Origin of the sequence: Sorangium sp. So ce124 (assembly GCF_051525235.1) — a bacterium.
GTDB classification, from domain to species: domain Bacteria; phylum Myxococcota_A; class Polyangia; order Polyangiales; family Polyangiaceae; genus Sorangium; species Sorangium atrum.
Map to the genome: position 1 here is coordinate 3,627,748 of NZ_CP150312.1, position 24,767 is coordinate 3,652,514.

The window sequence follows — 24,767 nt, forward strand, 5'->3', positions numbered from 1 at the left end:
GTCGAACACCCACCTTCGGAGACGTGGAATCGGGTCTTCGCGTGACTGTCACGCGCGGACGTCGGCGGGGCTCGGCTGAGCCGCGCCGATCCGCGAGCCGTGGTGTATGCTGCTCCGAGCGGTCGGAGGGCTGGATGATCCATCGACAGACGGGCGAGATCGAGCTCACATCCGGGCTTCGCATCGGACCCTCGTACTCGGAAGCGCAGTTCTTGTCGTCGCCGCTCGCGCGGATGGCCAACGCCCTGAGCGAGACGCAGCCGTGGAGCGGATACCGGACGTCGCGCCAGCGCATCGGCTTCCGGACCTTCCGCATCACGCTGCACTTCTGCAGCGGCAAGATCGCGTGGGTCGAGCTGTTCGAGGTCGGCGCCGAGTCGAAGGCGTTCTGGAACGACTGGTCCGAGAAGGAGGAGGCGGAGCGCAAGGCCAGCCACGACGCCTGGCTGGCGTCGATCCTCGGCGCGCCGCCGTACGAGTATCCCTGGGGAAAGATCACCTCCCAGTACGACCCGCGGGGCGGCTACAGCAGCATCGTCGTGCGCTTCGGCTAGCGCCGGCGCGCTGGGGCCCAGGGCGTCGCTGGTCGCTGGCCCACGCGCCGGCGCCGCCCTCGGCGTGGCATCCGGCATCCGGGGCGCGCTACAGCGCTCGCCGGTAGCGGATCTCCGGGAGGCTGCCGGCGCCGACCCGCGCCCACCGCCGCGCGCCGTCGCGGGTGAAGCCGGAGAGCTCGTAGAAGCGGCGCGCGCGGGTGTTCCCCTCGAGGACCCAGATCGTCATGGTCCTGTGGCGGCGCCGGGCCAGGTCGGCCTGCGCCGTGTCGAGCAGCGCGGCGCCGAGCCCGCGCCCCCACGCGGCGGGCAGGAGGTAGATCGTGTAGAGCTCGCCGACGTCACCTGGGCCGTCGTCGTCGCGCGTCGGCCCGGCGCTCGCGAAGCCGAGCCCGGCGCCCTCGGCGCAGAGCATCCAGGTCCGCGTCCCGGTCGCGGGGTCGCGGCTGAGGATGCGCCGCCAGCTCGCCTCGCGCGCCGGCACGGAGAGGGCGTTGAGATCGGCCGCCGGGATCAGGCCCAGGTAGGCCGCCTGCCAGGAGTCGACCTCGATGCGCGCGATGACGGCCGCGTCTGCCGGCTGCGCCCGGCGGATGACCGCCCCTGTGATCCGCTCTGACATGGTGTCTCGCACCTCAGCTTGGCTGGCGCCGCGGCGCTCCGCCAGGGCGCCGCCCGGCGCGCTCGCCGGCCGGAGGCGCGATCAAGCGGTGCCCGACGCCGCATTCATCATGATGCTCCATCCCTCGCCCGCGACGGTCCCCTAAGGTCCTTTTGTGCGCTGTGACGCTACCGGGCGCTGCAAAAGGAACCGAAGGAGGGAACCATGCTGTGCAAGGAGATCATGAAGCAAGACATCCAGAGCGTCCTGGCCGACGACACCATCCAGACGGCCGCGTGCAAGATGCGCGACGCGAACGTCGGCTTCCTTCCTGTCTGCGACAGCGCCGGGAGGGTGCTGGGGGCGCTGACGGACCGTGACCTCGCCATCCGGGTGCTGGCCCACAACCGGCCGCTGAGCACGAAGGCGGGCGACGTCATGACGAGCGGGGTGGTCGCGTGCCGGCCCGACGACGACGTGCAGCGCGCGGAGCAGCTGATGGGGCAGCACCACAAGTCGCGCGTCCTGTGCACCGAGGCGGACGGCCGCCTGGTCGGCATCATCAGCCTGTCGGATATCGCGCAGAGCGAGGACGACAGGCACACCGCGCAGACCGTCCGCCGGGTGACCGAGCGCGAGGCCGTGCAGCACGGAAGCATGCGATAGCTCGCCGGGCGATAGCCCGAGCTTCGCGGCGGCGCGCGGCGCGGGCGACGAACCTGCGACGCTCGCCCTCGCCCCGCGCATCGCCCGCCGCGGCGGCCGCGCGTGCCGCGGCGCCGCCGGCGCGCTTCGCGGTGCCTTCACCCCGGCGCTGCGCGGCCGATCGCGCCTCGATCCGGCGCAGCGCCTCGAGCCCCGGCGCCTCGGGCAGCACGAGCGCCGAGAGCGGCGAGGCCCGCCTCGTTCCCGCTCATCCTCGGGGCCGCTCCGGTCGTCCAGGGTCGTCTAGAACGGCAGCCTCATGTCGGCGCGTGGATCGCGCCTGCGGGGCGATGTTTGCCCGGCTGGCCGTCGATGGCTGCCGCGAGCGCCCCCGACGCCCGAGTCGCCCTGGCCGCTGCTGCCCTGCATTTCGAGCGAGCACAGCCCGCTGCACCCGTCGCCTGCCATCAGCCGGTGTATTCGCTGGAGGGGACCGTCAATGATTGACCGTGATCGAAGGATCCCATTGGTAGTATCCTTTCACCGGCCGAGCACCTTCCCCGTCCGGCAGCGGGCCGTACACCACGAACCTCACCATGAACCACTCCGTGCCGTAGTTGTTGACGTCGATCTCGGCGCAGTTGACGTCTATCGATCTGGCCGAAACCTTGGGCGGCTCGTGGTTGTCCTGCCCATCCTGCGGCACATTCACGATCTTGGGGAACGACCGGTATCTCATCCCGTCCGTGCTCAGGACGCCGACTGTGCTGGTCTTGCCCTCCGGATCCCAGTGCACGAAGTCGTAGATGAAGACCTCCTCCTCGACCTGGTGGCTCACGGAGCTCGCCCAGATCCGGAGCGTGTCGCCGGTCGCTGCCTGCAGGTTCAGATCGGCGGTCCCGTTGCCGCCCACAGCGTGCTTCGTGTCAGTGATCATGAACGCGTAACGATGGTCGCACCCCGCCGGGTTATCTGGCGTCGAGCTTGGCTCGCTGGAGAGCGAGATTGTGTCGACGACGATCGTGAGATCGACCGTCTCGGTAGCATCCTTGTTGATGTCATCAGAATGATTGCGCACTGGGTCCTCCATGCTTGTTCGATCCTCGCGAACCCGAGATCCCGCGCCCCTCTGCCTGCCCGCCCCGGGTCGAGACTCCCGGCGGGCGGTCAGGACAGCGCCATCGTCGAGCCGTGAGCGCGCCCTCGCCGTCGCGCCGCGGGCGGGCCATCGCCGACGCGGGGGCGCCGCGGATTGACGCAGGCGCGGGCGCCCATCCTCACCATGAGCGCCGGCGCCGACCGTCAGCCGCGGATCTTGAGAACGGTCTTCAAGCCGGCAGGGAGCACCGACCCGCGATGGTGAACCTTCACGGTGAAGATCGCGCGATCGACCTCGTCCTCCGGCATGTTCTTCAGGGAGAAGTGGGCGATGATCTCGAGGTGAGTGCGGCAGTTCGCGCAGTTGCTCACGCTGTAACGGCTCAAGACAGAGTGGTAGCCCAGGTAGTATTCCTTGGTCTTGCCGCCGTCGCCCGCCACGGTCGCGTGCGCCGTCAGCAGGAACGACCCCTGGAACAGGGCGCGATCGATGCCCCTGACCATGAGCTTCTTGGCGCTGAACCCGGGCTTTACCGCTGCCTCGCGGGCCTGGTCATTGAGCGATAGATCGTCGAATGAGCCTGGCCCATAGGTGTAGCCGAGCTGGTTCTCGATGTCCACGCAGTCCGTGCTGACGTAGGGCTTGCTCGTGAGCGGGCTCTTAAACGGCTTGAGCGCGGTTCCACCGAGGGTCAGCTGAGTGCCGGGCGGGACGCCGGGGGTCGGCCCTTGCAGGTCGTTCGAGCTGGTGCCCGGGTAGTCTGTCATGTCGTCGGAGATTTCGAGCGCCGTGGTTTGGCCATGCAGCTTCTGCCAGAGCCAGAACATGCGGTCGATGTTGCAGTGGTGAAAAAAGAAGATCGGATCGAAGGAGGACGTGTTGTTCTCTCCCATGTCCCCGTTCGAGCCGGTGACCAGCCCCGTGCCACCAGCAGCTATCTGCGGCGCGTCGAACCCGCCGACGGCCAGGTGGAGGTCGTTGTGGGGGTCCTCCAGGGGCACCACCATGGGCTGATGGGGGGGGATATCCGCGTTCCAGGCCGCCGCCGAGGTCGTGTTGGAGAAGACCACGTAGTTCGGCGCGAATAGACACGCCCTGTACGATGCGTAGAGGTTGGCGCCCTCGGGAGGAGGTGGAACCGTGGGCTCGGGGCCGTTCAGCCAGGCCATGATGTTGTTGTTGAGCAGCGTGTCGTTCGTGTTCTGGTCGGGATACTTCTGGTTGTGGGCGTACGTCAGCTCGGAGTCCCCGAAGTTGCCCACCAGCCCCGAGAGCGGGTACCGCACGGTCGTGTAGCCGGCCCGCTTGTAGTACGGGTGCGCCTCGTCGGCATTTGCGTTCTGGTCCCCCCAGTAGTTGTCGGAGACCGAGATGGGCAGGGTGAACGATCGCAGCGGGTTGGGGATACCCATCAGGCCGTAGCTCGGGAGGTCGACCGTCGGCTGGGTAAAAATGGACGGGACGCCCTGATGGAGAGAGTAGTCGTCCGTCTCGTCCCAGAAGGGCAGCATCACGCCCGGTACGATGCTTTGCAGCGCCTTCTCCATGCAGTAAAGGTATGCTCTGTGCCAGGTCGGGAACAGGATGTTGCCGTGGTTGCAGTACCCTCCCCAGTAGGCGTATGTGTCCTCCGGCGGCAGTCGATCGACCGCGCGTCGCAGCAAGAAAGGCTCTCCGTGGAGGCCCCCCAAGGCGAAGAACGAGTTCCATTCACGCGGGCCGAGCTGCTGGATGCCCCTCCAGGCATAGAGCACGTCTTCAAGGGGCTTCGTGTTTCCCTTGGCGTACTCTTGCTGGAGGACATAGATGGACTGCCGTATCCCTGTGGTCATGTCAGCGCCTTTTCTTCTGTCAGAGCGAGCCTAATCTGTACGGTATCGGAGCGGCGCGGGGCTCTCCGCGCGCTCCGTGCTTCACGGCGGCGAAGGCAGCGACGAGCCCTGCGCTCCCTCCGCCGCACCGTCTTGTGAGGGGGACGGCCCCGTCGTCCGGGAGGCGAGGTGTACGCTCCAGAGCGAGGCGCCGATGAGGAGCAGAGCGCCCGCGTAGAGGAGAGGCGGCGCGTCGAGCCAGAACTTGCCCCCGAGCACGGCCGACGCGCCCGCGAGGCCTGCGAGCATGGGGCGGTAGTCCTGGCTCGCCAGCGCGCGCAGCACGAGCGCGCCGAGCGCGAAGGCCAGCAGCCCGGCGCCGAGCGGCAGCCCCCATGCGTCGCGCAGCCAGGCGCTGGCGCCGAGCGAGCCCACGATCCCGAGGTAGGCCGCCACGCACAAAGGGCACTTCGGGAGCAGCACCAGCGCGATGGCCGGTAAGAGCGGGAGGTGCCGGCCGGCGCGCCTGGCCAGCGTGGAGGCGCCGGACGAGCGCGGCGAAGGAGCAGCGCGCCCGCAGGTGCACCCCGGGGGCGAGGAATCCGTGAGGCTCGGTCTCTCCTTGATCGCCATCGTGGGTCTCCCGGTGGTGCTTCGCGGATGGTCCGGCGCGGCGAGGCGGCCTTCCGGTGCGAGTCGAGCGCAACGGCCTCGCCGCGCGCTGCGGCGCGTCCCGCAAAGCGCAAAGAACGTGCTCAGACGCCCTCGACCTTCGAGGTCCTGATCGACCGCCCCGAAGCCGCCCTGGGGCCGCGCTGGAGCTCGTTTGTCTCACGTGTGCCGTCGTGAGAGCGCGGCCCTGCTCGACTCCTCAGGTCCTCGGGAATGCCTCCGGGGTGGACGGCGTGCCCAGCGAGCCAAGGCGGCTCCCCATCAGGACCGAAACGGCGTTGAACACGCCCTTCTGGAAGAGCAGGATGTTCAGAGAGCCGCCGTACGCGAAGTGCCCGAGCTCGTCGCCCTTCTTGACCGGGACCGGCTCGCCTCCGACCGGGACCAGGGTCGACCGGTTGTTGACGAGCGACGGGTACATCGCGCTGATCGTGTTCAGACCGACCGGAATGACGGCGATGTACCCGTGTTTTTCGGTCTTGATGACGAAGTAGGAGCGATGAAAGTCCTCGAAGATGCTGAAGTCCGTCGTGCTCTCGCCGACGTTGAAGATGGTGTTGAACCAGTGATCCCCGTCCATGATGCCGTTGTAGATTCCAGGCACCTCCACCCCCTCGACGATCCGGCCGGAGGCAGGAGCGTGGTAGCGATGGTAGTTGGGGGGCATGAGGACGCAGGAGACGGCCGTGCCGCCCTCGAACTTCGCTGCGTACTTCGACCCGTTCAGGAGCTGCGTGATGTTGAGCTGACGTGACTTCACGTCGAGCTTCTTCGTCAGCGTGAGGTCCGAGAGGATGAAGTTGATCTCCGAGTCGGCGGACGCCACGAGCACCGAGCCGTCGTCAGGCGCCGCGATGGGCCGGGGATTCCTCGCGGGGTTGAGCCTGCGCGTGAAGAACTCGTTGAAGGACTTGAAGCCACCCTCGGGGACGATGAAGTCCTCGATGTGAGTCCCGGGATCCTTCAGCCAGGCCTCGATGAACTTGAGCGACTCCCGAGAGTCCATGAACCGCCCCCGCTCCTTGATGAATTTGACGGTCCAGTTGAAGATCTCGGTCGTGTACTCCCTGCTCGTCGTGCGGCTCTTGAACGTGTTCAGGAAGGCGAACGCGGACTTGTTGTTGAGGTAGAAGTAGGTGAAGGGTACGATCTTCCCCAGGCCTCCCGTGGGCTCGGGCAGAAACGTGAACCACTGCTCGAAGTAGCGCACGAAGTACTCGGCGGTCGCTCCGACCCACGGGTTCTTCGACCCGTCCTCCACGAAGGGCTGCACGTGCGCGACGGCCTCGTTGAACGCCGCCTCGATCACGGGGTTGGCCATGAGGCGCTTGAGCTCGTCGATCAATTCACGCATCGCGGGCGTGAGCGGAATCTGCTGATTGGTCTGCTGGATCGCCATGGCTGGCTCCTTGGGAACGTTGTCGAGGTTAGACTCAGTGTTTGCGACTGGAGCGATGGAGATACCCACCGGGGAAGACCGCCTTCTGCGGCTGTCCGGTCTTGATCGTGGGAGGGCGGATCGTCCCCGGCGCGAGGAGGGCGAAGTACCCCTGAGCGTCAGCCAGCGACAGCGACGACATCGGCACGTCCGGGGTGAAGAGCTCGCAACCCGCCTTGCTGGCGTTATAAGCGATGCAAGCCTTCGTCTCGCACTGGTGTCTACAGTAGTCGAGGCACTTGTCGGTCGAGGGGTCGGTCAAGGAGTCGGTCAAGGACGCACACACCTGCCCGGAGCCTGGTACGGGCGTGGCGCTGGCCTTGCTCGACGAGACCCTCAACCCTTGGAGCTCGGCATACGGCGGCTGGAGCGTATCCGGCGCCACACCCGGCTTGCCGTTGCCGAAGTCGAGCAGGAAGCTGAAGTCAGTCCCGAACGCGGTCTGCGCGACGCCGTGGCATCCCTTGCAGCCTCCCATGTCGTACGTTGTTTTGTTGTACACGGTGTTGTCGCAGTTCCCGAACGTGTTGCCGCCGAAGCCTGGGCCGCTGAAGTTGTTGAGGAACGGGTCCGTCTCGACGAACAGGTTGGCCATGTAGTAATTGGCATTATCCTGCAGGCACTTGGCCGCGCTGCCGTCCTGCGCGCTGATGCAGGCCAGCCCTGCGGCCATCTTGGTGGCATCCGAGTCGGTGGGGTTCGCCTTCGGGGGAGGAGCGCCGGTGATCTCGCAGTCGGTCACGTCGGCCTGCACGCCGACGAGCTGGTAGTTCGCCCAGACCGAGCTGAAGCCTTGCAGCTGCTGGCGCATGAGGTCGTTCACCTTCTGGATGTCCGCGGGGATCGCGTGGTTCCTGGTGCGATCCGTATTGGGATCAGGGCTCTGCCGGGTCGCGGGCGTCGGCGCCGACGTCTCCGCTCCGTCGCCGTCGAGCGTGACGTACTCGTCGCCTGCATTCGCCTCTCCGACGTGCTCGAAGGAGGTGAAGACGAAGTCCGGGTAATTCTGCAGCTTTCTGATGATATGAAGCCCTATCAGCGCGAACGTGTCGTTGTAGTACTTGTATTTGTAGGTCTGCGACGCCGGATCGTATTCGTCTTGATAGTAGACGGCCTTGGAGGTGTAATACTGGGTGGCCTTCTCGGACGGCAGCAGCTTTCGCCATGCGGCCTTGATCTCGATCGCCCCCTCGTTCGTGCCGTCGGCGCAGGGGAGGCAGATCGCTTGACCTGGCGGGCAGCTGCATTGAGCCGCATGGTCGTACTTCCCGTTCCGTATGTCGTTCCGCGCGTTGAGCTGGGCTTCGCACAGGCTCCCGTGGGCTCCGGTCCCACCGCAATTGGCGGGATCGCCGACGTTGCCCGTGTTCTGATCAGGGTAGTTCTGGCGGATGTGCTCGTACTCGTCCCGGTTCACCTTCGCCTCGAACAAGATCAGCGAATCTTGCCTCCGGGGGCGCGGCTGCTGCGCGTACTGGCCGAAGATCTGGCAGGAGGCGATCTCGCTATCCTCGTCGAGGTTATTCCAGAGGCCCAGTTGTGCATCGGCGGTCCCCTTCGAGAGCGTCACCTGGTAAGCATTCGTGTACGTGGGCATGCCCAGCTTGTCCCAGGGGAGCGTGAGCGGTCCATTGGGCCGTAGCTCGGTCTTGTGGGCATAGGTCTGCCAGACCAGGAGATCATTCGATTGTCCGAGAGCATCGCTCTGGGCGGTCCCTCGCTGGATTGTCTGGCCGTCCGGCTGCGCAGCGACGCGGTTCAAAGCGAGGAACTGCTGCCAGGCAAACTGGGCGCTGTACACCAGGCTGCTTGGCCGCGGCAGCGACTGAGGCAGGCCATTTTGAGCCGCCGCCAGGACGTTCTTCGCCAGATCTGCGTGAGCGCCCGGCTGCGCTGCTGCATCCGACGTCGGCGGTTGCTGGGGGTCTTTCGTCAGGCCGCTCGAAGAGCAATCCATCGTGGCCATCGCTCCACCCGCGATGAATGGAAAGGCCGTCGCCGCTCTGAGCATTCGAGAGAATCTTGTCATGATCGCTGCGCTTCCTGCATATCGAGGATTTGAAGTTTCGGGTTCGGATTGGCCGAGGTTCGGTTCCTGGCCAAGGGCAACCACCGTGATGTGAATGTTGCAATGACGATGCCAGCCGCCGTTGGACGGCTCGACGCGGCCCTCTGGGAGGCTTCATGGCGATCTCGGGTCGATCCGACCGGTGGAACGCCGCCATGGATCCAGGTGGACATGCGGCAGGCGCGTCGGGCGGGACCGGCGCGGGGGCGACGAGCCCTTGCGTCCCGAAATGAAGCGGCGCTTCCCTACGGGAGGTAAGGCCGGCAGCGCGACGACGGCGGCGAGGCGTGCCCGGAAGGTCGGACGACCAGGCGCCTGCGGGTGGCTCCTGCGGAAGAAGCGCCCTTGCGCTGGGGGCCCGAAGGGCCGGTCCAGGTGGCACGTCGCTTGCTCGTCTTGCTCTCGACGCTGCGCCAGCGAGGCGAGGCGCGCAGGCGATGCTACCTGGCTCAGGGGAGCGCTGCTGCCGCGCCTACGTACCAGGTCTGCGCGGTAAACCCCCAGGAACAGAAGAGAACAACATGACAATGCACATCATTTTTCTGATCGATAGCAATGCTCTCAAGCAGAATCCTGGAGGCCAGTTTGGCAATCCCCAGAATTATCCGGGGCCGCACCCCCCTCTCAAGTACGGGAGAGGAAACGACCCCAATACCTACACCAACCAGAGCGGGGACACTCCCGTGACTGTGTACTTCAATGAGGAGGTCCTCATCTCCGTCCAGGACTCGAACTCCAACATCGGCGTGGCTTGCGCCCCGGTGGGTTTCGTCGCGATGACCTGGCAGTCCAATCCGATTACCCTCGGTGACCTCACCGGCGGGGATGCGGTCATCGGAGACGTCAGCTTCCGGGACACTCGCGTCAACTCGTATGGTTATGACTATGTCACCGGTTCGAACTCTCCGTGGGCGCCGGAGAATGACAACACCAATTACCTGGTCACCCGCCACGACGCGAACCTGACTTCGCCTGTGAAGCGCAACCCGTACATCCTCGTTCCGGCGCTCGCCACCGCGGGCGTGCTGCAGTACGGCCTCGAGTTCTATTGCTCGATCGGCGGAGAGTATATCGGTAACTACTGGTTCGATCCCTCGATCACGATCGCAGCACCGCAGTGACCACGGGCGCCGGCGTCAGCCGGGCCGCCCGAGGACGCCCCTTGCTTCTTGTCGGACCTGACCACGATCGACGACGAGGCGAGGCGCGAAGCTGCTGCGCGCGTTCTACTTCGATGGACCACCGGAGCTCGGGCCGGTGGTCCACATCGACCGCCAAGGCACCAACCTGAGCTCCGGCGGGTACGGCGACTCGATGGGGCAGATCCGCACCAGCTCGTTCATCGAGCGCAGGCGGCTGCTCCGCGAGTTCGAGCTGGTGAACGGCTGCCGGTGCTCAGCCTATCGCCTCGGCCGTGAGCAGGCGCGTCCTCCGGCCCGACGCCAGCGTGAGGTGCTGTCCCCAGCTGGTCTGGTGCGGCATGTCCCCCTCGACGATCTCGTTCGCCCGGATCTCGAAGCCCGCGGCGCGGTAGGCGGGGCGCAGCGCGTCGTCGACCCACGCTTCGGAGAGCTCGGGGAGCCCGAGGCGCGCCGCGTAGGGCCGGTCGTCGAAGACGCTCTGGTTGAGCAGCGCGATGAGCTCCCCGCCCGGCCGGACGAGCCGGCGCAGCGCCTCGATCACCGGCGCCTCGGGCAGCACGAGGGCTGAGAGCAGTGAGGCCCAGGGGAAATTGAGCGTGAGGGTGTGGGCGAGCCCGGTGAGCTCCTCGGGCAGCGCTTGCACGGACGCGACCACGAAGAGCGCGTTCGGCCGGCCGCCTCGGGCGACCTTGCGGCTGGCGCGCCACGACACCTCGCGCATCCGCTCCCCCGCGGGATCGACGCCGATGCAGTACGTGTCGGGGTGGGCGCCGGCCGAGCGGTACACGAAGCGGCCGTCGCCCGTGCCGACGTCGATGAGGACGCGCGCGTGGCCGGCGAGCTTCGCCTCGAGGTCCGCGCGCGTCCACGGGAGGGACGTCTTGCCGAGCTGCACGATCATCGTCGCCTCGAGCGCCGCTCTCCTGGGTTCCTCGCTCAGCCGGGGGCGCCCCCGCCCCCCGGGCGGTGCCCCTCGGCGCTCGCCGCCGCGAGCTCCCGGCAGGCGAGCGCCCGCACGAGGTCGTCGCTCGCCTCGCGGAGCATCCGGACCAGCATCGGCAGCCGCGGCGTCGCCGGCGCGCCGTCCGGGGCCCGCCCGAGCGCCGCGGTCCGCGCCTCCGCGCGGGCGAGGAGGTCCCGATCGACGCGGTACGAGGGGAACAGATGGGTGAAGTACGCGGACGCGAACTCGTGCGTCCGCGCCTCGAAGACCTGCTGCACCCGCTCGAAGAACGCCTGCGCGTACGGCTCGAGCAGCGCGCGCTGGAACGACCAGTTGAAGCCCGACATGGCCGCGCCGGTGAGGTGCAGCGAGCCGTACCCGTCCTCGTGGAAGCGCGCCCACGCCGCGGCCTTCGCCGCCGGATCCGGCCGCGCCGTCTCGGCGCGCAGCGCGGCGCGCTGCCCGCGATCGGACGGGTCGCGCTCGCGCTCGGCCGCGAGCCGCTCCTCCGCGCCCTTCATGCCGCGCGCGATCCACTTCACGGCGACCGTCCAGCGCATCTCCTGGTCGATCTCGAGGCCATCCACCTCGATCTCGCCGTCCGCGAGGCGCGCGGCCAGCGCGAGATCCGGCGCGGAGTACGCCGCGTTGAAGAGCGCCCGCGCCCACACGATCTGCGCGTCGCCGCGGGGGGCCGCCCGCAGGGCCGCGAGGGCGAGGCCCGTGAACGCGCTCGCCTCGGCCTCGCGCAGCGGATCCGGCACGTAGCGCGCGAGCGCCGTCGCCGCGTTCGTGAGCACCGGGTCGACGAGCGAGAGGTCCGGCTCGGCGGGCAGCTTGTCCCTCACCAGCGCGAGGTACGCGGGGGAGGCGAGCTTCTGGTCGCGCACCATGCTCCAGAGCGACGACCAGAGCAGCTGGCGCAGGAGCGGATCCTCCACGCGGCCCATGTGCTCGCGCACGAACGCGAGCGAGGCCGGGTCGAGCGCGATCTTCGCGAACGTGAGATCGTTGTGGTTGGGGAACACGAGGAGCGGCGCCCGCTGCCCCCGCGCGGCGGCGACCTCGGTCGCCGCGCCGTCGATCTCCGCGGGGACGGAGTCGACGACGAGCGCGCCGTCCTCCTCGCGCGCGAGCGCGACGTCGATGCGGTGCGGCCGGAGGGTCGGGTAGTCGGCCGGCGCCGTCTGCAGCACGCGGAGCCGGCCGATGCGGTCGCCCTCGGGCTCCCACTCGGCCGTCAGCGTGTTGAGGGACGCCCGCTCGAGCCAGAGGCGCGACCACGCGCCGAGGTCGCGGCCGGAGCCCTCCTCCAGCGCGGACAGGAACTCGCGCAGCGTCGCGTTGCCGTACTGGTAGCGCTTGAAGTACCGGCGCATCCCCTCGCGGAAGGCCGGGAGGCCGATCGCCGCGACGAGCTGCTTCATCGCGGCGGCGCCCTTGCCGTACGTGATGCCGTCGAAGTTGAGGAACGTCTGCTCCGTGTCGGCGAGCTCCCCGGCGATGGGGTGCGTCGTCACGAGCTGGTCCTGCCGGTAGGCCCAGCTCTTCATGACGTTGAACGCCTTCCACGCGGCCGGCTTGAACCGGGTCGCCTGGTCCATCGCGAGGAAGGCCATGTACGTGGCGAAGCTCTCGTTCAGCCAGAGATCGTTCCACCACCGCATGGTCACGAGGTTGCCGAACCACATGTGGGCCATCTCGTGGAGGAGCACCTCCGCGCGCGTGAGGCGCTGGTGGTCCGTCGGCGGGTCCCGGAAGATCATGCGCTCGCTGTGGGTCACGGCGCCGACGTTCTCCATGGCCCCGGCGTTGAACTCCGGGACGAAGACCTGGTCGTACTTGCTGAAGGGGTAGGGGTAGTCGAAGAACTCCGGGTAGAAGTCGAAGCCCTGCTTCGTGATCGTGAAGAGCTCCTCGGCGTCGAGGTGCCTCGCGAGCGACCTGCGGCAGTAGAGCCCGAGGGGGATCCCGCGGTGCTCGTCGCGGACGCCGCTGTACGGGCCGGCGATCAGCGCGAAGACGTAGGTGCTGAACCGGGTCGTCTCCTCGAACACCCGCGTCATGCGGCCGAGGCCCGCGCCGAACGTGCGGCTTACGCGGGCGTTGCCGATGACCTCCCAGTCCTCGGGCGCGGTGACGGAGAGCCTGTAGCTCGCCTTGATGTCCGGCTGATCGAAGCAGGGGAACACGCGGTGCGCGCTGAACGGCTCGAGGTCCGAGTAGACGTAGTCCTCGCCGTCCTCCGGGTCGCGGAAGTGATGGAAGCCGTCTCCGGTGTGATCGTAGTCGTTCTCGTAGACGACGCGCACGCGCGTCTCCGGGGCGAGCAGCCGCCCCGGGAGGACGATGCGGCAGTCGGACCACGCGGGCTCGACCTCGACGCCGTTGATCTCGAGCCGCTCGATGCGCCGGCCGCGGAAGTCGATGAACGTGTCGCCGTGGCCGCGGACGTCGAAGTAGGCGATCGCCTCGCCGCGGTAACCGCGGGCGTCGCGCGAGAGGTCGAGGGAGAGCTCGTAGCGCGCATTGCCGATGCGCGCGGCGCGCTCCTCGGCCTCTGTCTGGGTGAGCACGTCCCGTCCAGGGCCGCCGGTCGTCTCCGTCATGACTGCACACCGTAGGACGAACCGCCGGAGGGTGGCCAGCGATCTGCCGCTGTCGCGAGCGCCGCCCCGCCGCGAGGCGCGGGAGAGAGGCGGTTGCCGGGCGGCCAGGCGAGGGGACGGGGGGCGAGGAAACCGAGGGAGCCGACCCAGGTTGGGGAGCCGACCCAGGTTGGGGAGCCGACCCAGGTTGGGGAGCCGACCCAGGTTGGGGAGCCGACCCAGGTTGGGGAGCCGACCCAGGTTGGGGAGCCGACGCCGCGGGCGGCTTCCGGAGGGAGCGGCGCGTCCTGGTTCTGTGCCAGCATGGCGCTTTTCTGTGCCAGTTGAAGGGGGTCTGGCACTGGCACCAACGCAATGCATTGCGACACACCGGGGTCCGGACCCCTCGATAACGCTCGGTGGAGCGATTTTTAGGGCAAAATTGTGCCAGAAAACGCATTCTTCGACGAAATTCTGTGCCAAAGAGTCCTTGATCACTCTCCTTTTTGTGCCAGAAGGGGGGTCCGGACCCCTCCAGACCGCAATGCAGAGCGCTGGCCGGGACGCCGGACCCCTCCAGACCGCAGCGCAGAGCGCTGGCCGGGGCGCCGGACCCCTCCCGGGACGCAGTGCAGAGCGCAAGCGGGGGTGCGGACCCCGCCGGGCGCAAGGCCGCGCGCAGGGAGCGCGGCGCTGCTCGGCACGGCCTGAGGCGCCAGCAGCGCGAGCGGGAGAGGCGGCGCTGCTCGGCGCGGTCCAGGAACGCCCCCGACGGGCCGAGCCGGAGCGGGTGCCGGGCCGGGCGCGTGCCGTGGTGGCGCGTGCGCGGGCTCGCTATGCTCAGGCCATGCAGCGCGCGCCGACGTCCTGGGTGATCGATCCCGACGATCCGCGGGCCCCTCCGCAGGAGCTCTGGGACCGCATGACGCCGGAGGAACGGCAGCGCGTCCTCGACACGCTCCCGTCGAAGTTCGAGATCTCCAAGGCGCGCATCTCGGAGACCGAGATGAGCCTCGACGAAGAGCGGCGCCGCTTCGATGAAGAGCGACGCCGCCTCGATGCGGAGCGGCAGCGCGCCGACGAGGCCGAGCGGCGGCTGGCCGAGGCCCTGGCTGAGCTGGAGCGCCTGAAGCGCGAGCGCGGCTGAGCGCACGCCGAAGGCACGCGCGACTCCCCCGGCCCCAGCCGAGCTCGGCTCAGGGCGCCGGAGGGCTGCGGCGCCACACGAGCGCGGCGGCGATCCCTGCGAGCGCGAAGGCCGCCTGGAGGAGGTGGACGAGCAGCGAGATCGCGATGGCGGAGCTCTCGGTGAGGCCGAGCAGCGAGGCGGCGAGCGCGAAGGCCCCATCCGTGGCGCCGACCTGGCCCGGGATGAGGTCGCCGGCCGCCGTGCCGGCGGCGCCCACGCCGTACGCGGCGAGCGCGCGGAGGGGGCCGCTCTCGGCGCCGACGACGGCGAGCAGCACGCCGTACTGCACTGCCTGGAGCGCGCGGCCCGCGAGGCAGGCGACGAACGGCCAGGCCGGGACCGGCGGCCGCTCGTGGACGGCCTCCTGGAAGGCGGCGGCGAGCTGGCCGGCCCGGGCGAACCGCCGGGTGATCCACGCCGAGGCGGCGCGCTGCCGCGCGGCGAAGGCGATGCCGAGGCCGCTCGCGACCAGGAGGGCGGCGTGCGCGAGCACGCCGAGGGCGAGCGGGGAGGTGCCGCCGCCGATGTGGAAGAGGGCGATGGCCGCGAGGAGCGACAGCGGGGCCGAGCACAGGAGCGTGAGCGATTGGTTCGTCGTGGCGATCGCGGCTGCGTGCGCGGCGCCGACGTGGGGGGAGAGCAGCGCGGCCTTGACCGCCTCGCCCGCGGGGCGGCCGGCCGGCATCAGCGTGATGACGGGGTAGGTGACGACGTGGATGCGAAGGAGCTCTGCAATCGGGACGCGCCGCGGCGCGCAGAGCACGCCGGTCGCGAGCGTTTCGCAGCCGATGCGCGCCGCCTCCAGCGCGATCAGGAAAGGCACGAACGGCGCGGCGCGGGTCACCGCGGCGAGCATCTCCGCCGCGCCGACGTGGCGGATGAGCGCGGCCAGGGCGGCCAGGCCGAGGCCGCCGAGCGCCGCGTGGAGCAGCGCCTTTCGCCGCGCGCGGCGGGCGGCGGGCGCGTCCGGGGCGGCGGGCGGAGGGGCATGGACGCGCGCCCCGCCGCTGGGCGCGGGCCCGGGATCGCCGCCGGCGCATTCCTCTGCCGCTCGGGCCGGAGGCAAGGGAGCCATGGGAAGGGGGTGCTGCGAGGAGCGTGCCGGTGCCGTGTGGGTGCAGCGCGCGCACGCGGCGGTGAGCTGCCTCGCGGAGCGCGCGCCATGGCATGCAGCGCGCGCACGCGGCGGTGAGCTGCCTCGCGGAGCGCGCGCCATGGCATGCAGCGCGCGCACGCGGCGGTGGGCTGCCTCGCGGAGCGCGCGCCATGGGCATGCAGCGCGCGCACGCGGCGGTGAGTGTCGAGCTCCTCGGCGAGCAGGAGCTCAGTGGGGACCGCCGGACGAGCCGCGGTGAGCGCCTGGCGCTCGCGGGCGCGGCCGCTCACGCCGGATCGAGCGGGACGTGGAGCCGCGTGCCGGGCACGACGATGCCCCCGCGGTCGCCGGGGGTCAGCGAGCCGTAGCGCTCGCGGAACACCGGCGGCAGCGGCCGCGCCCCGGGCGGAGCGAGCCAGAGGCGGAGCAGGTGCCGCTTGCGATCCGGCTCGGGCCAGTCCTCGAAGGCCGTGCGATCGTGGAGCAGCGCGTGGTTGTGCACGAGCTGGATGTCGCCCGGGCGGAGCTCCATGGTCATGTGGAGCGCGGGGTCGTTGGCGAGGGCGTCGAACAGGTCGAGCGCCTCGATCTGCCGCGCGGTGAGCGGCGGGACGTCGGGAAAGCGCCGGGCCGACTCGATGTACTGCCGCTGGTAGATGGCGGACAGGAGCCCCGCGTGCCAGCTCAGCACCGGGATGCGGAAGTAGGGCCGCTCGCCCGCCGGCACCTCGCTCCGGCGATCGGTCTCGATCGGCGCGAACAGCGCCTCCGCCAGGTCCGGGCGCGCCCGCCGCATCTCGTTGTACAGCGTGACCGAGCTGACGAGCGCCGAGAGCCCGCCTGCCCTCGCGGTCCGGAGGCAGAGCAGCGCCACGACGTCGCACGAGTCGGTGTGGAAGGTCTGCCGCTCGCGCGTCTGGTAGATGCGCACGCTCGGATCCTGGCTCGACAGGCCGAGGTCCTTCACGTGACCGAGGACGTGCCCTCGCGCGTTCTGCGAGCGCGCGCTCCCAAGGTGGCTGCCGATGCCGAGGAACGCGATCGCTGCCGCGCGGAGGTCGCCGCGGTCGAGCCACGGGCCGCGCAGCCCGCGGAGCAGAACGAAGCCGCGGCCGTCGAGCACCTCCGCGAGCACGCGGCGGAGGCGCGCCGCGAGCGATGGCAGCGGGAAGGCCTCGCTGCCGAGGTGCGCCGGGTCTTCGCCCGCCTCGGCGAAGCGGCGGACCGCGGCCTCGACCTCCTCGAGCTCCGCCTGGGTGATGTTCTCGATCCAGCCGTCGCTCTGCGCCATCGCGGGCCCGTACCAGGCCGCGGGGCCGGGGATCTGCGCCGGGATCTGCGAGAGGTCGGTGCTCGGTGCGGTCTCTTCGGAGCTCATCGTCTGGCCTCGGCTCCTCTCGCCTGACGCCCCTGGCATTTCGGTGGCTCAGATTCTTCCTGTCTCGTCTGCCGTGCGCTCAGGGGGCGCTCGTCCCTTCGTGCGCTGCGCGCGCGCAGCACGGCGTCGGCGCTGAACACCGCGAGCCCGGTCCAGATGCAGGCGAAGCTCACGGCCTGGGCCGCGGTGAACGGCTCGCCATAGACGAGCACGGCCAGCAGGAACTGGCCGCTCGGCGCGAGGTACTGGAGGAAGCCGACGGTGGTCAGCGACAGGCGGCGCGCCGCGTTCGTGAACCAGACGAGCGGCAGGGCCGTGATGATGCCCGTCGCGGCGAGGAGGACGTGGGTCCGCAGATCGGCGTGGCCCGCGGCGCCGGCGCCCTCGGCGTGGAGGGCGGCCAGGTAGGCCGCGCCGAGCGGGGCGATGAACGACGTCTCCAGGGTGGAGCCGGGGAGCGAGCCGACGGCGACGACCTTCCGCAGCAGGCCGTACACCGCGAACGAGCCGGCCAGGCCCAGGGCGATCCAGGGGATCGAGCCGGCGCGCACCGCCAGGTACACGACGCCCGAGGCGGCGAGGCCGAGCGCGAGCCACTGGGCGGGCCGCAGCCGCTCGCGCAGGAAGAGCATGCCGAGGAGCACGCTGAGCAGCGGGTTGATGAAGTAGCCGAGGCTGGCGTCGAGCACGCGCCCCACCGCGACGGCGTAGATGAAGAGGACCCAGTTCGCCGACACGAGCGCGCCGGTCACCGCCATCGCCGCGACGACGCGCCGGTCGCGCAGGGCCGCGCCGAGCGCGCGGCCCTGCCCTGCAGCCAGCGTGAGCGCCACGAACGAGAGCAGGCTCCACACGGTGCGATGGGCCAGGAGCTCGACCGCGCCGACGTGACGGAGCTGCTTCCAGAAGACGGGGACGACGCCCCAGGAGCTGTAGGCCGCGATCCCGTAGGCGACGCCCCACGCGGCCTCCCGGGGGCTGTCGCGAGGATCTTCGGGCGTGCGCATCGGGGTCGTGCTTCCTCGGCGGGCGTCGCTCGACGCCGCCCGTCGCCCGGCGCCGCCGCTGCGGGGCGCCGCTCGCGTTCGATCGGACGGCGAACATGGCGAACCTGCTCGGCCATTTCAAGCCCTGCCCGAGAGAGCCGGGCTCGCAGGCCCGCCGCGAGGCCGCATGGCATTCGCGTTGCTGGACGCGGGGCGCGGCGCTGGAGTCCGCACCGAGCACAGCGAGGTAGGTATGCGAAGTGTCTACGGTCTGGCAGGGCTATGTGCAGTGATGATGGTCGCGTGCACACAAAATACGACCGGCGAGACGGAGCCTGGAGGCGCGCACCCTGAAGACATGGGGTTCGCCACCGTCCAGTGGTCCATCGGGGACAAGACCGACGCCGCGCAGTGCAAGGCGCGCGGCGCGCAAGCGGTCGAGCTGGTCCTCATCAACACGAAGAACAACGAGGTCACGCGGCAGGTGGTCCCGTGCGATCGATTCGACGCGAGCGTGCAGGTCGCCGCCGACAAGTATGTCGGGACGATCTCGCTCGTCGATGAGAACGGTAAGGCGGTCAGCGAGCCGCTGCCGGTGGGGCCGTTCGATGTCTCCGCGTCCGAGGCGACGACGCGCAAGGTCACCTTCCCGGCCGAGGGGCAGCGCGAACCGCACCGGCGTCACGAGAGGCCACGACGATAGGCCACGGGCGAGCCCGAGATCGGCGCGCGTAGGAGCTCCGCGCGCCGATCTCTGCCGCACGCCGGCGGAGGAGCCCGATCGCGCCGCCCTCAGGGCGGCGAGGGCGCCCGGTCCCTCCCCGTCCCGCCGGGGAGCCCGCTCCCTTCGATCAGCCGGAGGAGCTTGTCCTTCGTGGTCAGCCCCACGTGACGGGCCAGCTCCTTGCCCCCGGCGAACGCGACGACGGTCGGAAACGCGCGGATGCCGAGGCGGCGGGCGATCGCCGGGCACCGATCGCCGTCGACCGCCACCACCTTCAGGCGCCCCGCGCCTTCCTCCGCCAGCTTGTGCAGGATGGGCGCGAGGGCGCGGCACGGGGGGCACCACTGCGCGGTGAGCTCGACGAGGACGGGCACCCCGGCCTCCAGCACCTCGGCGTCGAAGCTCGCCTCATCGATCTCGCGGACAGGATTCGTGGACATGGCGTGAACCTCCATGCCCTGGCAGGTCTCGAGGGCGGCATCCATTACAGCCGTCGCCCGTTGTAATGTGGGCGCAGCTCGACACCTGACCTCCTGGACCATGGACGCCATCAAGGACGCGGACGACATCCTGAACCATGTGTCGCACCTTGTGCGTTCCGAGCGTACGGCGCTCGCGGCGCTGGCGCGCGCGGAGGGGGTGACGCCGGAAGACGCTGTCGACTGCGTGCAGGAGGGCCTCTGCACGCTGCTCACGCTCGCGCAGCGGGGCGCGCTCCCGGAGGACGTCGGCGCGTGGGGGGGCGTGCTCGCCGGGACGGTGCGGAACGCCGCGCGCAACCGGCGCCGCCGTCACTTCCGCGCCCGGCCGCACGACGACGTGGACGCGCACCCGGAGGCCGTGGGGGACGCGCCGGCGACCGACGAGGCGATCGCGCGGGCCGAGGAGCACGTCCGTCTGCGCGCGTGCGTCGAGGAGCTCTGCGAGATCCAGAAGGCCGTCGTGACGCTGCGCATGCTCGAGGAGCAACCCGGAGAGGACGTGGCGCGCGCGCTGGGCATCTCGGCCGGCCACGTCGCGGTGCTCCTGCACCGGGCCAAGCTCGCGCTGCGCGCGTGCATGACGTCGCCGCACTGAGCCCGCGCGCCGCGCGTGCCGCCGCGCGCCCTCGCGAGGGCGCGCGCGGCGCGGGCGCGCCGGTGTCTGCTATGTCTTGGCCGAGACGTCATGAGCTCTTCTTCGTCCGCTTCGCCAGCCCTGCGCCTCCTCGCGCCCGATGAGCCGCCCGCGTTCGAGGTGGTGAACCCCGAGGGCCCGTCCAGCGCGGTCCTGCTCTGCGACCACGCGTCCAACGCGGTTCCGAGGAGCCTCCCCGAGCTGGGCAGGCAGCACGAGGCGCTCCGCGAGCACACCGGCTGGGACATCGGCGCGGCGCGCCTCTCGCGCCGCATGTCCGCGCTCCTCGACGCGCCGCTCGTGCTCTCCGGCTACTCGCGGCTCGTCATCGACTGCAACCGGCCGCTGGGCTCGCCGACGTCCATCCCCGAGATCAGCTGCGGCGTGCCCATCCCCGGCAACGCCATCGACGCCGCGGAGGCCGGCGCCCGCGCCGACGCGTGCTTCTGGCCCTACCACCATGCGATCACCGCGCTCCTCGACGCGCGGCGGGAACGCCGGAAGCGCACCGCGATCCTCAGCATCCACAGCTTCACGCCCGCGATGCCCGGTCAGGAGCGGCCGTGGCACGCGGCCGTCCTCTACGGGCGCGACCGCAGGCTCGCGGCGCCGTTCCTCGAGGCGCTGCGGCGCGAGCCTGGGCTCTGCGTCGGCGACAACGAGCCCTACCGCGTGACCGAGGGCGGCGACTACGGGATCCCCACGCACGGCGAGGCCCGCGGCCTGCCCTGCGTGCTCCTCGAGATCCGCCAGGACGGCCTGATCAGCGACGAGGGCGTGGAGGTCTGGGCGCAGCGCCTCGCGACGATCTACCGGGCCATCGAGGCAAGTGGCGATCTGAACGCTCTCCCCCCGGACGCCGCCGCCGGCGGGTGACGTAGGCGGGGCTCGGCGCCCGACGGCGAGGGGATCGCGCCCCTCGCCGTGGCGGGGAAAGTACGGCCTGCAGTCATTGACAAAAAAAACTGTCAATGATACCCACGGGGGTGTGCTCGACGTCGACGTCATCGAGGATCCGGCCGCGGCTGCGGCGGCGCTCGAGCCTGTCAGGAGCCGGCTGCTCTCGGAGCTCTCGGCGCCCGCCTCCGCCGCGACGCTGGCCACGCGCCTCGGGATCGCGCGCCAGAAGATCAACTACCACCTGCGCGCCCTCGAGGCGCACGGGCTCGTGCGCATGGCCGGGACGCGCAAATGGGGTGGGCTGACGGAGCGCCTGCTGGTCGCGAGCGCGGCTTCCTACGTCGTGTCGCCCGGCGCGCTCGGGCCTGTCGCCGCAGACCCGGAGCGCGCCTCGGACCGCCTCTCCGCGACCTACCTCATCGCCGTGGGCGCGCGCGTCGTGCGCGAGGTCAGCGATCTCCTCCGGCGGTCGCGGGAGGCCGACAAGCGCCTCGCGTCGCTGTCGATCGACGCCGAGGTCCGCTTCCGTTCCCCGGCGGAGCGCGCCGCCTTCACCGGCGAGCTCACCCGCGCGGTGACGGCGCTCGTCGCGCGCTACCACGATGATTCGGCGCCAGGCGGGCGATCGCACCGCCTGGTGATCGTCGCTCACCCCACCCCCGCACCGAACGAAGCACCACGAAAGGAGTCATCATGCCCGTGAGAAAAGACGCGTCCGGCCGTCGCAGCGTCGAGGCCGAAGTCGAGGTCCCCGGCAGCCCCGAAGAGGTGTGGAGCGCCATCGCGACCGGGCCCGGGATCTCGTCGTGGTTCGTGCCGAGCGAGGTCGAGGAGCGCGAAGGCGGCACGACCGTCTCTCACTTCGGCCCGGGCACGAGCATGGATGCGGTCGCGACCATCACGGCCTGGGAGCCGCCTCGCCGGTTCTCCGCCGAGGCCCCGGAGGACATGGGACCAGGCGGCCCCAAGGTGGCCACGGAGTGGATCGTGGAGGCGCGGTCCGGCGGGACGTGCGTCGTGCGCGTGGTGCACAGCTGGTTCGCGAGCACGGACGACTGGGACAACCAGTTCGAGGGCCACATGCACGGCTGGGCGGCCTTCTTCCGCATCCTTCGGCTCTATCTGTCGCATTTCCGCGGCCAGCCCTGCGCGGCGTTCCAGCTGATGGGCGCCGGATCCGAGCCTCGATCCGCGACATGGGACGCGCTGATCGGCCCGCTCGGGCTCGCCGGCGCCGCGGAGGGCCAGCGGGTGAGCTCCGCCGCCGGCGCGCCGCCGTTCGCCGGGGTGGTCGAGCGCGTCGGTCCGAGCGAGCACCCGGAGCTGCTCCTCCGGCTCGAGGAGCCGGCGCCGGGCATCGCCCACCTGTTCGCCCTTCCCATGGCCGGGCAGATCTTCCTGCCGATCCGGCTGTACCTGTACGGCGACAGGGCGCCCGCCGCGGCGGCGCGCGACGAGCCCGCGTGGCAGGCGTGGATGGCCGAGCGCTTTCCGGTGCGCCCGCCCGGCTGACACCTCCGAGGCACCTTGTCTCATGTGTGGCGGCCTGACGCAGGCGAGCCTCCGCCTGGGGCGGCGGAGAGGGTCAGTCCGGGACCGCACACGTCGCTGCGAACAGCCCGATTCAAGGCGGTTTCCGGCAAATGCTCGGGGCGGCACCGTTCGTGTATCGCCAGGCTCACCGCAGCGATCGGCCCTCGCGCCGGCGCTCGTTCAACGGAGTCGATGGAGGTACCGATGAACCACGCAGTCAATCCGAGGTGGTGGGATGATCACAAGACGTCCGGCTGGGATCGCGTGAAGGAGGCGCTGCGCCGCGACTGGGAGCAGACCAAGGCGGACTTCACCGACACCAAGGGGCAGGAGCTCAATCAGGACGTCGGCGATACGGTGAAGCAGGCGCTCGGCAAGCAGCCGATCCCGCCGCGCTACGCGCCGAACACCGACTGGAACCAGGTCGAGCCGGGGCTGCGCTACGGCTGGGGCGCGGCGAGCCATTACAGCGATCACACCGACTGGGACGATCGGGTCGAGAGCAAGCTCAAGGAGGAGTGGAACGACCTCAAGAGCGGGCGAACCTGGGACGAGGCCAAGAGCGCCGTGCGGCGCGGGTGGGAGTCGGCGCGGCGCAAGGTCTCCTGAGCCGCGCCCGGACGCCGGCCCCGGCAGCGAGACGGGAGCGACCAGGCCGGCGACGGCGCGCGGGACGCCGCTGCGCCCCTGCGCTCAGCCGCCGATGAGGTGCCGCGCGTAGCCGTACACGTAGACCGTGATGAGCGCGGCGGCGGCCACGTCGAGCAGGAAGCCTGTCCGGATCATCACCGGGAGCCGCACGTACCCGCTGCCGAACACGATGGCGTTGGGCGGCGTGCCCGCCGGCAGCATGAAGTCGCAGGACGCGGCGATCGTGGCCGCGAACAGCACGCCGAGGTCCTGCGGGAGCACGTTGAGCGCCACGTTCACCGTGGCGGTGTTGGAGGCCAGCGCCGACAGGGCGATCGTGCCGGCGCTGGCGAGCCCGAGCTGCGCGAGCAGCGGCGCCTCGGCGACGACCGCGAGCTTCGCGGCCATCCACGCCGAGAGCCCGCCGCCCTCGATGCCGGCCGCCATCGCGAAGCTGCCGCCGAGCAAGGCGAGCGTGCCCCAGGGCATCCGGCGCAGGGAGGCGAGGGAGAGGGCGCGCAGGGCGAGCAGGCCGAGCGCCGCCAGGACGGCCACGGTCGCCTCGTAGTGCTTGCCCTGCACCTTGAATCCGGCCGCGGCGCCCGAGCCGAGCGAGGCGCCGAGGCCCCTGAGCGCGGCCTGGAGAGGGGGCGCGAGCGCGGCGCGCAGCGGATCGCCGAGGATCCAGAGCGCGCTGGCCGCTGCGAAGATGGCGGCGACGGTCTTCTCGCCGCGGCTCATCGGGCCCATGGCCGCGAGCTCGCGGTCGAGCGCGTCGCGCGCGTGGCCGGGGCCGAGCCCGTCCCGCTTGCCCACGCGCCACAGGGCGAGCCAGAGCAGCGGGACGAAGAGGACCACGAACGGCAGGGCGATCGCCATGTACCGAAGAAAACCGAGGTCGTGGCCCAGCTTGTCGGCGAGGAAGCCGCAGAAGATGGAGTTCGTGCCGGTGCCGATCTTCGTGCCGATCCCGCCGACGTTGGAGGCATAGGCCACCGCCAGCATGATCGCCGTCCCGTAGTGCGTGAGCCTGCGCCCCCCGGCGGCCGACTCCAGCTGCGCGAGCAGGGCGAGCCCGATCGGGACCATCATCACGGCGGTCGCGGTGTTGGAGATCCAGAGCGAGATGGCGCTCGTCGCGACCAGCATGCCGAGCAGGAGCCGCTTCGGGTCCGTGCCGACCGCCCGCATGATGTGGAGCGCCACCCGGCGGTGAAGGCTCCACTGCTCCATGGCGGCGCCGATCGCCATGCCGCCGAGGAAGAGGAAGATGTACGCGTCGACGAACGGCGCGGCGGCGCGGGCGGCGTCGCCCGCGAGCCCGCGGCCGAAGACGCCGAGCAGCGGGAAGAGCACGAGGGGCAAGCAGGCGGTGAGCGCGACGGGCAGCACCTCGAAGAGCCACCACAGCGCCATCCACGCAGCGACCGCGGCCGCGTACGCAGGGCGGTGGCCAAAGCCGGGGACGGCGTGGAGCCCGCTCGGGACGAGCGCGATCGCGAGGGCGGCGGCTGGACCGGAAGCGACGCCGAGGCAGCGCAGCAGGCTGAGCCGCGCAGGCGGCGGTCGGCCTCGGTGAGGGGCGCCCGGCGGCGCGGCGGTGGGATCGGGGGGGCACTGCATGGCGACTCTATCGCACACGCGCCTCCTCCCC

General features: G+C 70.4%; 23 protein-coding genes. 10 read left to right on the top strand and 13 right to left on the bottom strand.

Features of this window, described 5'->3' with window-relative positions; translation table 11 throughout:
• Positions 1 to 134: 134 nt before the first annotated feature.
• Positions 135 to 554 carry a hypothetical protein gene (locus WMF19_RS13815; RefSeq protein ID WP_437329064.1) on the top strand — a complete coding sequence of 140 codons (420 nt, stop codon included), beginning with the start codon at positions 135 to 137 and terminating at the stop codon, positions 552 to 554.
• Positions 555 to 642: 88 nt separating this feature from the next.
• Here the strand turns inward: WMF19_RS13815 and WMF19_RS13820 are convergent, their stop codons facing one another.
• Positions 643 to 1,176, bottom strand: a complete 534-nt coding sequence (locus tag WMF19_RS13820; RefSeq protein WP_437899543.1) for an N-acetyltransferase family protein — start codon at positions 1,174 to 1,176, stop codon at positions 643 to 645.
• 204 nt (positions 1,177 to 1,380) lie between these two features.
• Here WMF19_RS13820 and WMF19_RS13825 point away from each other — a divergent pair, with 204 nt between their 5' ends.
• Positions 1,381 to 1,821, top strand: a complete 441-nt coding sequence (locus WMF19_RS13825; protein ID WP_437899544.1) for a CBS domain-containing protein — start codon at positions 1,381 to 1,383, stop codon at positions 1,819 to 1,821.
• A gap of 475 nt (positions 1,822 to 2,296) precedes the next feature.
• Here the strand turns inward: WMF19_RS13825 and WMF19_RS13830 are convergent, their stop codons facing one another.
• The 5 genes from WMF19_RS13830 to WMF19_RS13850 form a co-directional block, all read right to left on the bottom strand.
• Positions 2,297 to 2,878 (bottom strand): AidA/PixA family protein, encoded by a 582-nt coding sequence (locus WMF19_RS13830; protein ID WP_437899545.1) that lies wholly within the window; start codon positions 2,876 to 2,878, stop codon positions 2,297 to 2,299.
• A gap of 224 nt (positions 2,879 to 3,102) precedes the next feature.
• Entirely contained in the window at positions 3,103 to 4,731 is a 1,629-nt protein-coding gene (locus WMF19_RS13835) for a tyrosinase family protein (RefSeq protein ID WP_437899546.1), read from the bottom strand.
• Positions 4,732 to 4,812: 81 nt separating this feature from the next.
• Entirely contained in the window at positions 4,813 to 5,343 is a 531-nt protein-coding gene (locus WMF19_RS13840; RefSeq protein WP_437899547.1) for a hypothetical protein, read from the bottom strand.
• Positions 5,344 to 5,581: 238 nt separating this feature from the next.
• Entirely contained in the window at positions 5,582 to 6,781 is a 1,200-nt protein-coding gene (locus WMF19_RS13845) for a phosphatidylserine decarboxylase (RefSeq protein ID WP_437899548.1), read from the bottom strand.
• A gap of 34 nt (positions 6,782 to 6,815) precedes the next feature.
• Positions 6,816 to 8,621: a hypothetical protein gene (locus WMF19_RS13850; protein ID WP_437899549.1), complete on the bottom strand. Its 1,806-nt coding sequence runs from the start codon at positions 8,619 to 8,621 to the stop codon at positions 6,816 to 6,818.
• Positions 8,622 to 9,409: 788 nt separating this feature from the next.
• Between WMF19_RS13850 and WMF19_RS13855 the strand changes: the two genes are divergently transcribed.
• Entirely contained in the window at positions 9,410 to 10,009 is a 600-nt protein-coding gene (locus WMF19_RS13855) for a hypothetical protein (RefSeq protein WP_437899550.1), read from the top strand.
• A 274-nt stretch (positions 10,010 to 10,283) separates the two neighbouring features.
• Here WMF19_RS13855 and WMF19_RS13860 read toward each other — a convergent pair whose 3' ends face one another.
• Together WMF19_RS13860 and pepN are read right to left on the bottom strand one after the other, a co-directional pair.
• Positions 10,284 to 10,931: a class I SAM-dependent methyltransferase gene (locus tag WMF19_RS13860; RefSeq protein WP_437899551.1), complete on the bottom strand. Its 648-nt coding sequence runs from the start codon at positions 10,929 to 10,931 to the stop codon at positions 10,284 to 10,286.
• Between the two features lie 35 nt (positions 10,932 to 10,966).
• The gene (pepN, locus tag WMF19_RS13865) at positions 10,967 to 13,582 is read right to left on the bottom strand and encodes an aminopeptidase N (protein WP_437899552.1); all 2,616 of its coding nucleotides are present in this window, start codon (positions 13,580 to 13,582) and stop codon (positions 10,967 to 10,969) included.
• Between the two features lie 826 nt (positions 13,583 to 14,408).
• Between pepN and WMF19_RS13870 the strand changes: the two genes are divergently transcribed.
• Complete coding sequence (locus tag WMF19_RS13870) at positions 14,409 to 14,708, top strand: hypothetical protein (protein WP_437899553.1); 300 nt, start codon at positions 14,409 to 14,411, stop codon at positions 14,706 to 14,708.
• Between the two features lie 49 nt (positions 14,709 to 14,757).
• Here the strand turns inward: WMF19_RS13870 and WMF19_RS13875 are convergent, their stop codons facing one another.
• From WMF19_RS13875 to rarD, 3 genes are all read right to left on the bottom strand, one after another.
• Complete coding sequence (locus WMF19_RS13875) at positions 14,758 to 15,825, bottom strand: lysylphosphatidylglycerol synthase domain-containing protein (RefSeq protein WP_437899554.1); 1,068 nt, start codon at positions 15,823 to 15,825, stop codon at positions 14,758 to 14,760.
• A 307-nt stretch (positions 15,826 to 16,132) separates the two neighbouring features.
• Positions 16,133 to 17,224, bottom strand: a complete 1,092-nt coding sequence (locus WMF19_RS13880; RefSeq protein ID WP_437899555.1) for a TauD/TfdA family dioxygenase — start codon at positions 17,222 to 17,224, stop codon at positions 16,133 to 16,135.
• On the bottom strand, positions 17,221 to 18,231 hold the full coding sequence (rarD, locus tag WMF19_RS13885) for an EamA family transporter RarD (protein ID WP_437899556.1): 1,011 nt from the start codon (positions 18,229 to 18,231) through the stop codon (positions 17,221 to 17,223). The genes WMF19_RS13880 and rarD overlap by 4 nt, the downstream gene beginning before the upstream one ends.
• Before the next feature lie 271 nt (positions 18,232 to 18,502).
• Here rarD and WMF19_RS13890 point away from each other — a divergent pair, with 271 nt between their 5' ends.
• Positions 18,503 to 18,913 carry a hypothetical protein gene (locus WMF19_RS13890; RefSeq protein ID WP_437899557.1) on the top strand — a complete coding sequence of 137 codons (411 nt, stop codon included), beginning with the start codon at positions 18,503 to 18,505 and terminating at the stop codon, positions 18,911 to 18,913.
• Positions 18,914 to 19,002: 89 nt separating this feature from the next.
• Here WMF19_RS13890 and WMF19_RS13895 read toward each other — a convergent pair whose 3' ends face one another.
• Positions 19,003 to 19,374, bottom strand: a complete 372-nt coding sequence (locus tag WMF19_RS13895; protein WP_437899558.1) for a thioredoxin family protein — start codon at positions 19,372 to 19,374, stop codon at positions 19,003 to 19,005.
• A gap of 100 nt (positions 19,375 to 19,474) precedes the next feature.
• On the opposite strand from WMF19_RS13895, the gene WMF19_RS13900 reads away from it, so the two are divergent.
• The 5 genes from WMF19_RS13900 to WMF19_RS13920 all read left to right on the top strand — a co-directional run bounded on the left by WMF19_RS13900 (position 19,475) and on the right by WMF19_RS13920 (position 23,092).
• Positions 19,475 to 20,011 (top strand): RNA polymerase sigma factor, encoded by a 537-nt coding sequence (locus WMF19_RS13900; RefSeq protein ID WP_437899559.1) that lies wholly within the window; start codon positions 19,475 to 19,477, stop codon positions 20,009 to 20,011.
• A 90-nt stretch (positions 20,012 to 20,101) separates the two neighbouring features.
• A complete protein-coding gene (locus WMF19_RS13905) occupies positions 20,102 to 20,926 on the top strand; it encodes an N-formylglutamate amidohydrolase (RefSeq protein WP_437899560.1) in 825 nt (274 codons plus the stop codon).
• Positions 20,927 to 21,038: 112 nt separating this feature from the next.
• Positions 21,039 to 21,653, top strand: a complete 615-nt coding sequence (locus WMF19_RS13910; protein ID WP_437899561.1) for an ArsR/SmtB family transcription factor — start codon at positions 21,039 to 21,041, stop codon at positions 21,651 to 21,653.
• The gene (locus tag WMF19_RS13915) at positions 21,644 to 22,462 is read left to right on the top strand and encodes an SRPBCC family protein (RefSeq protein WP_437899563.1); all 819 of its coding nucleotides are present in this window, start codon (positions 21,644 to 21,646) and stop codon (positions 22,460 to 22,462) included. Before WMF19_RS13910 ends, WMF19_RS13915 begins: the two co-directional genes overlap by 10 nt.
• 225 nt (positions 22,463 to 22,687) lie before the next feature.
• Positions 22,688 to 23,092 (top strand): hypothetical protein, encoded by a 405-nt coding sequence (locus WMF19_RS13920; protein WP_272103161.1) that lies wholly within the window; start codon positions 22,688 to 22,690, stop codon positions 23,090 to 23,092.
• Positions 23,093 to 23,176: 84 nt separating this feature from the next.
• On the opposite strand, the gene WMF19_RS13925 is transcribed toward WMF19_RS13920, so the two are convergent.
• A complete protein-coding gene (locus WMF19_RS13925) occupies positions 23,177 to 24,736 on the bottom strand; it encodes an SLC13 family permease (RefSeq protein ID WP_437899564.1) in 1,560 nt (519 codons plus the stop codon).
• Positions 24,737 to 24,767 lie beyond the last annotated feature (31 nt).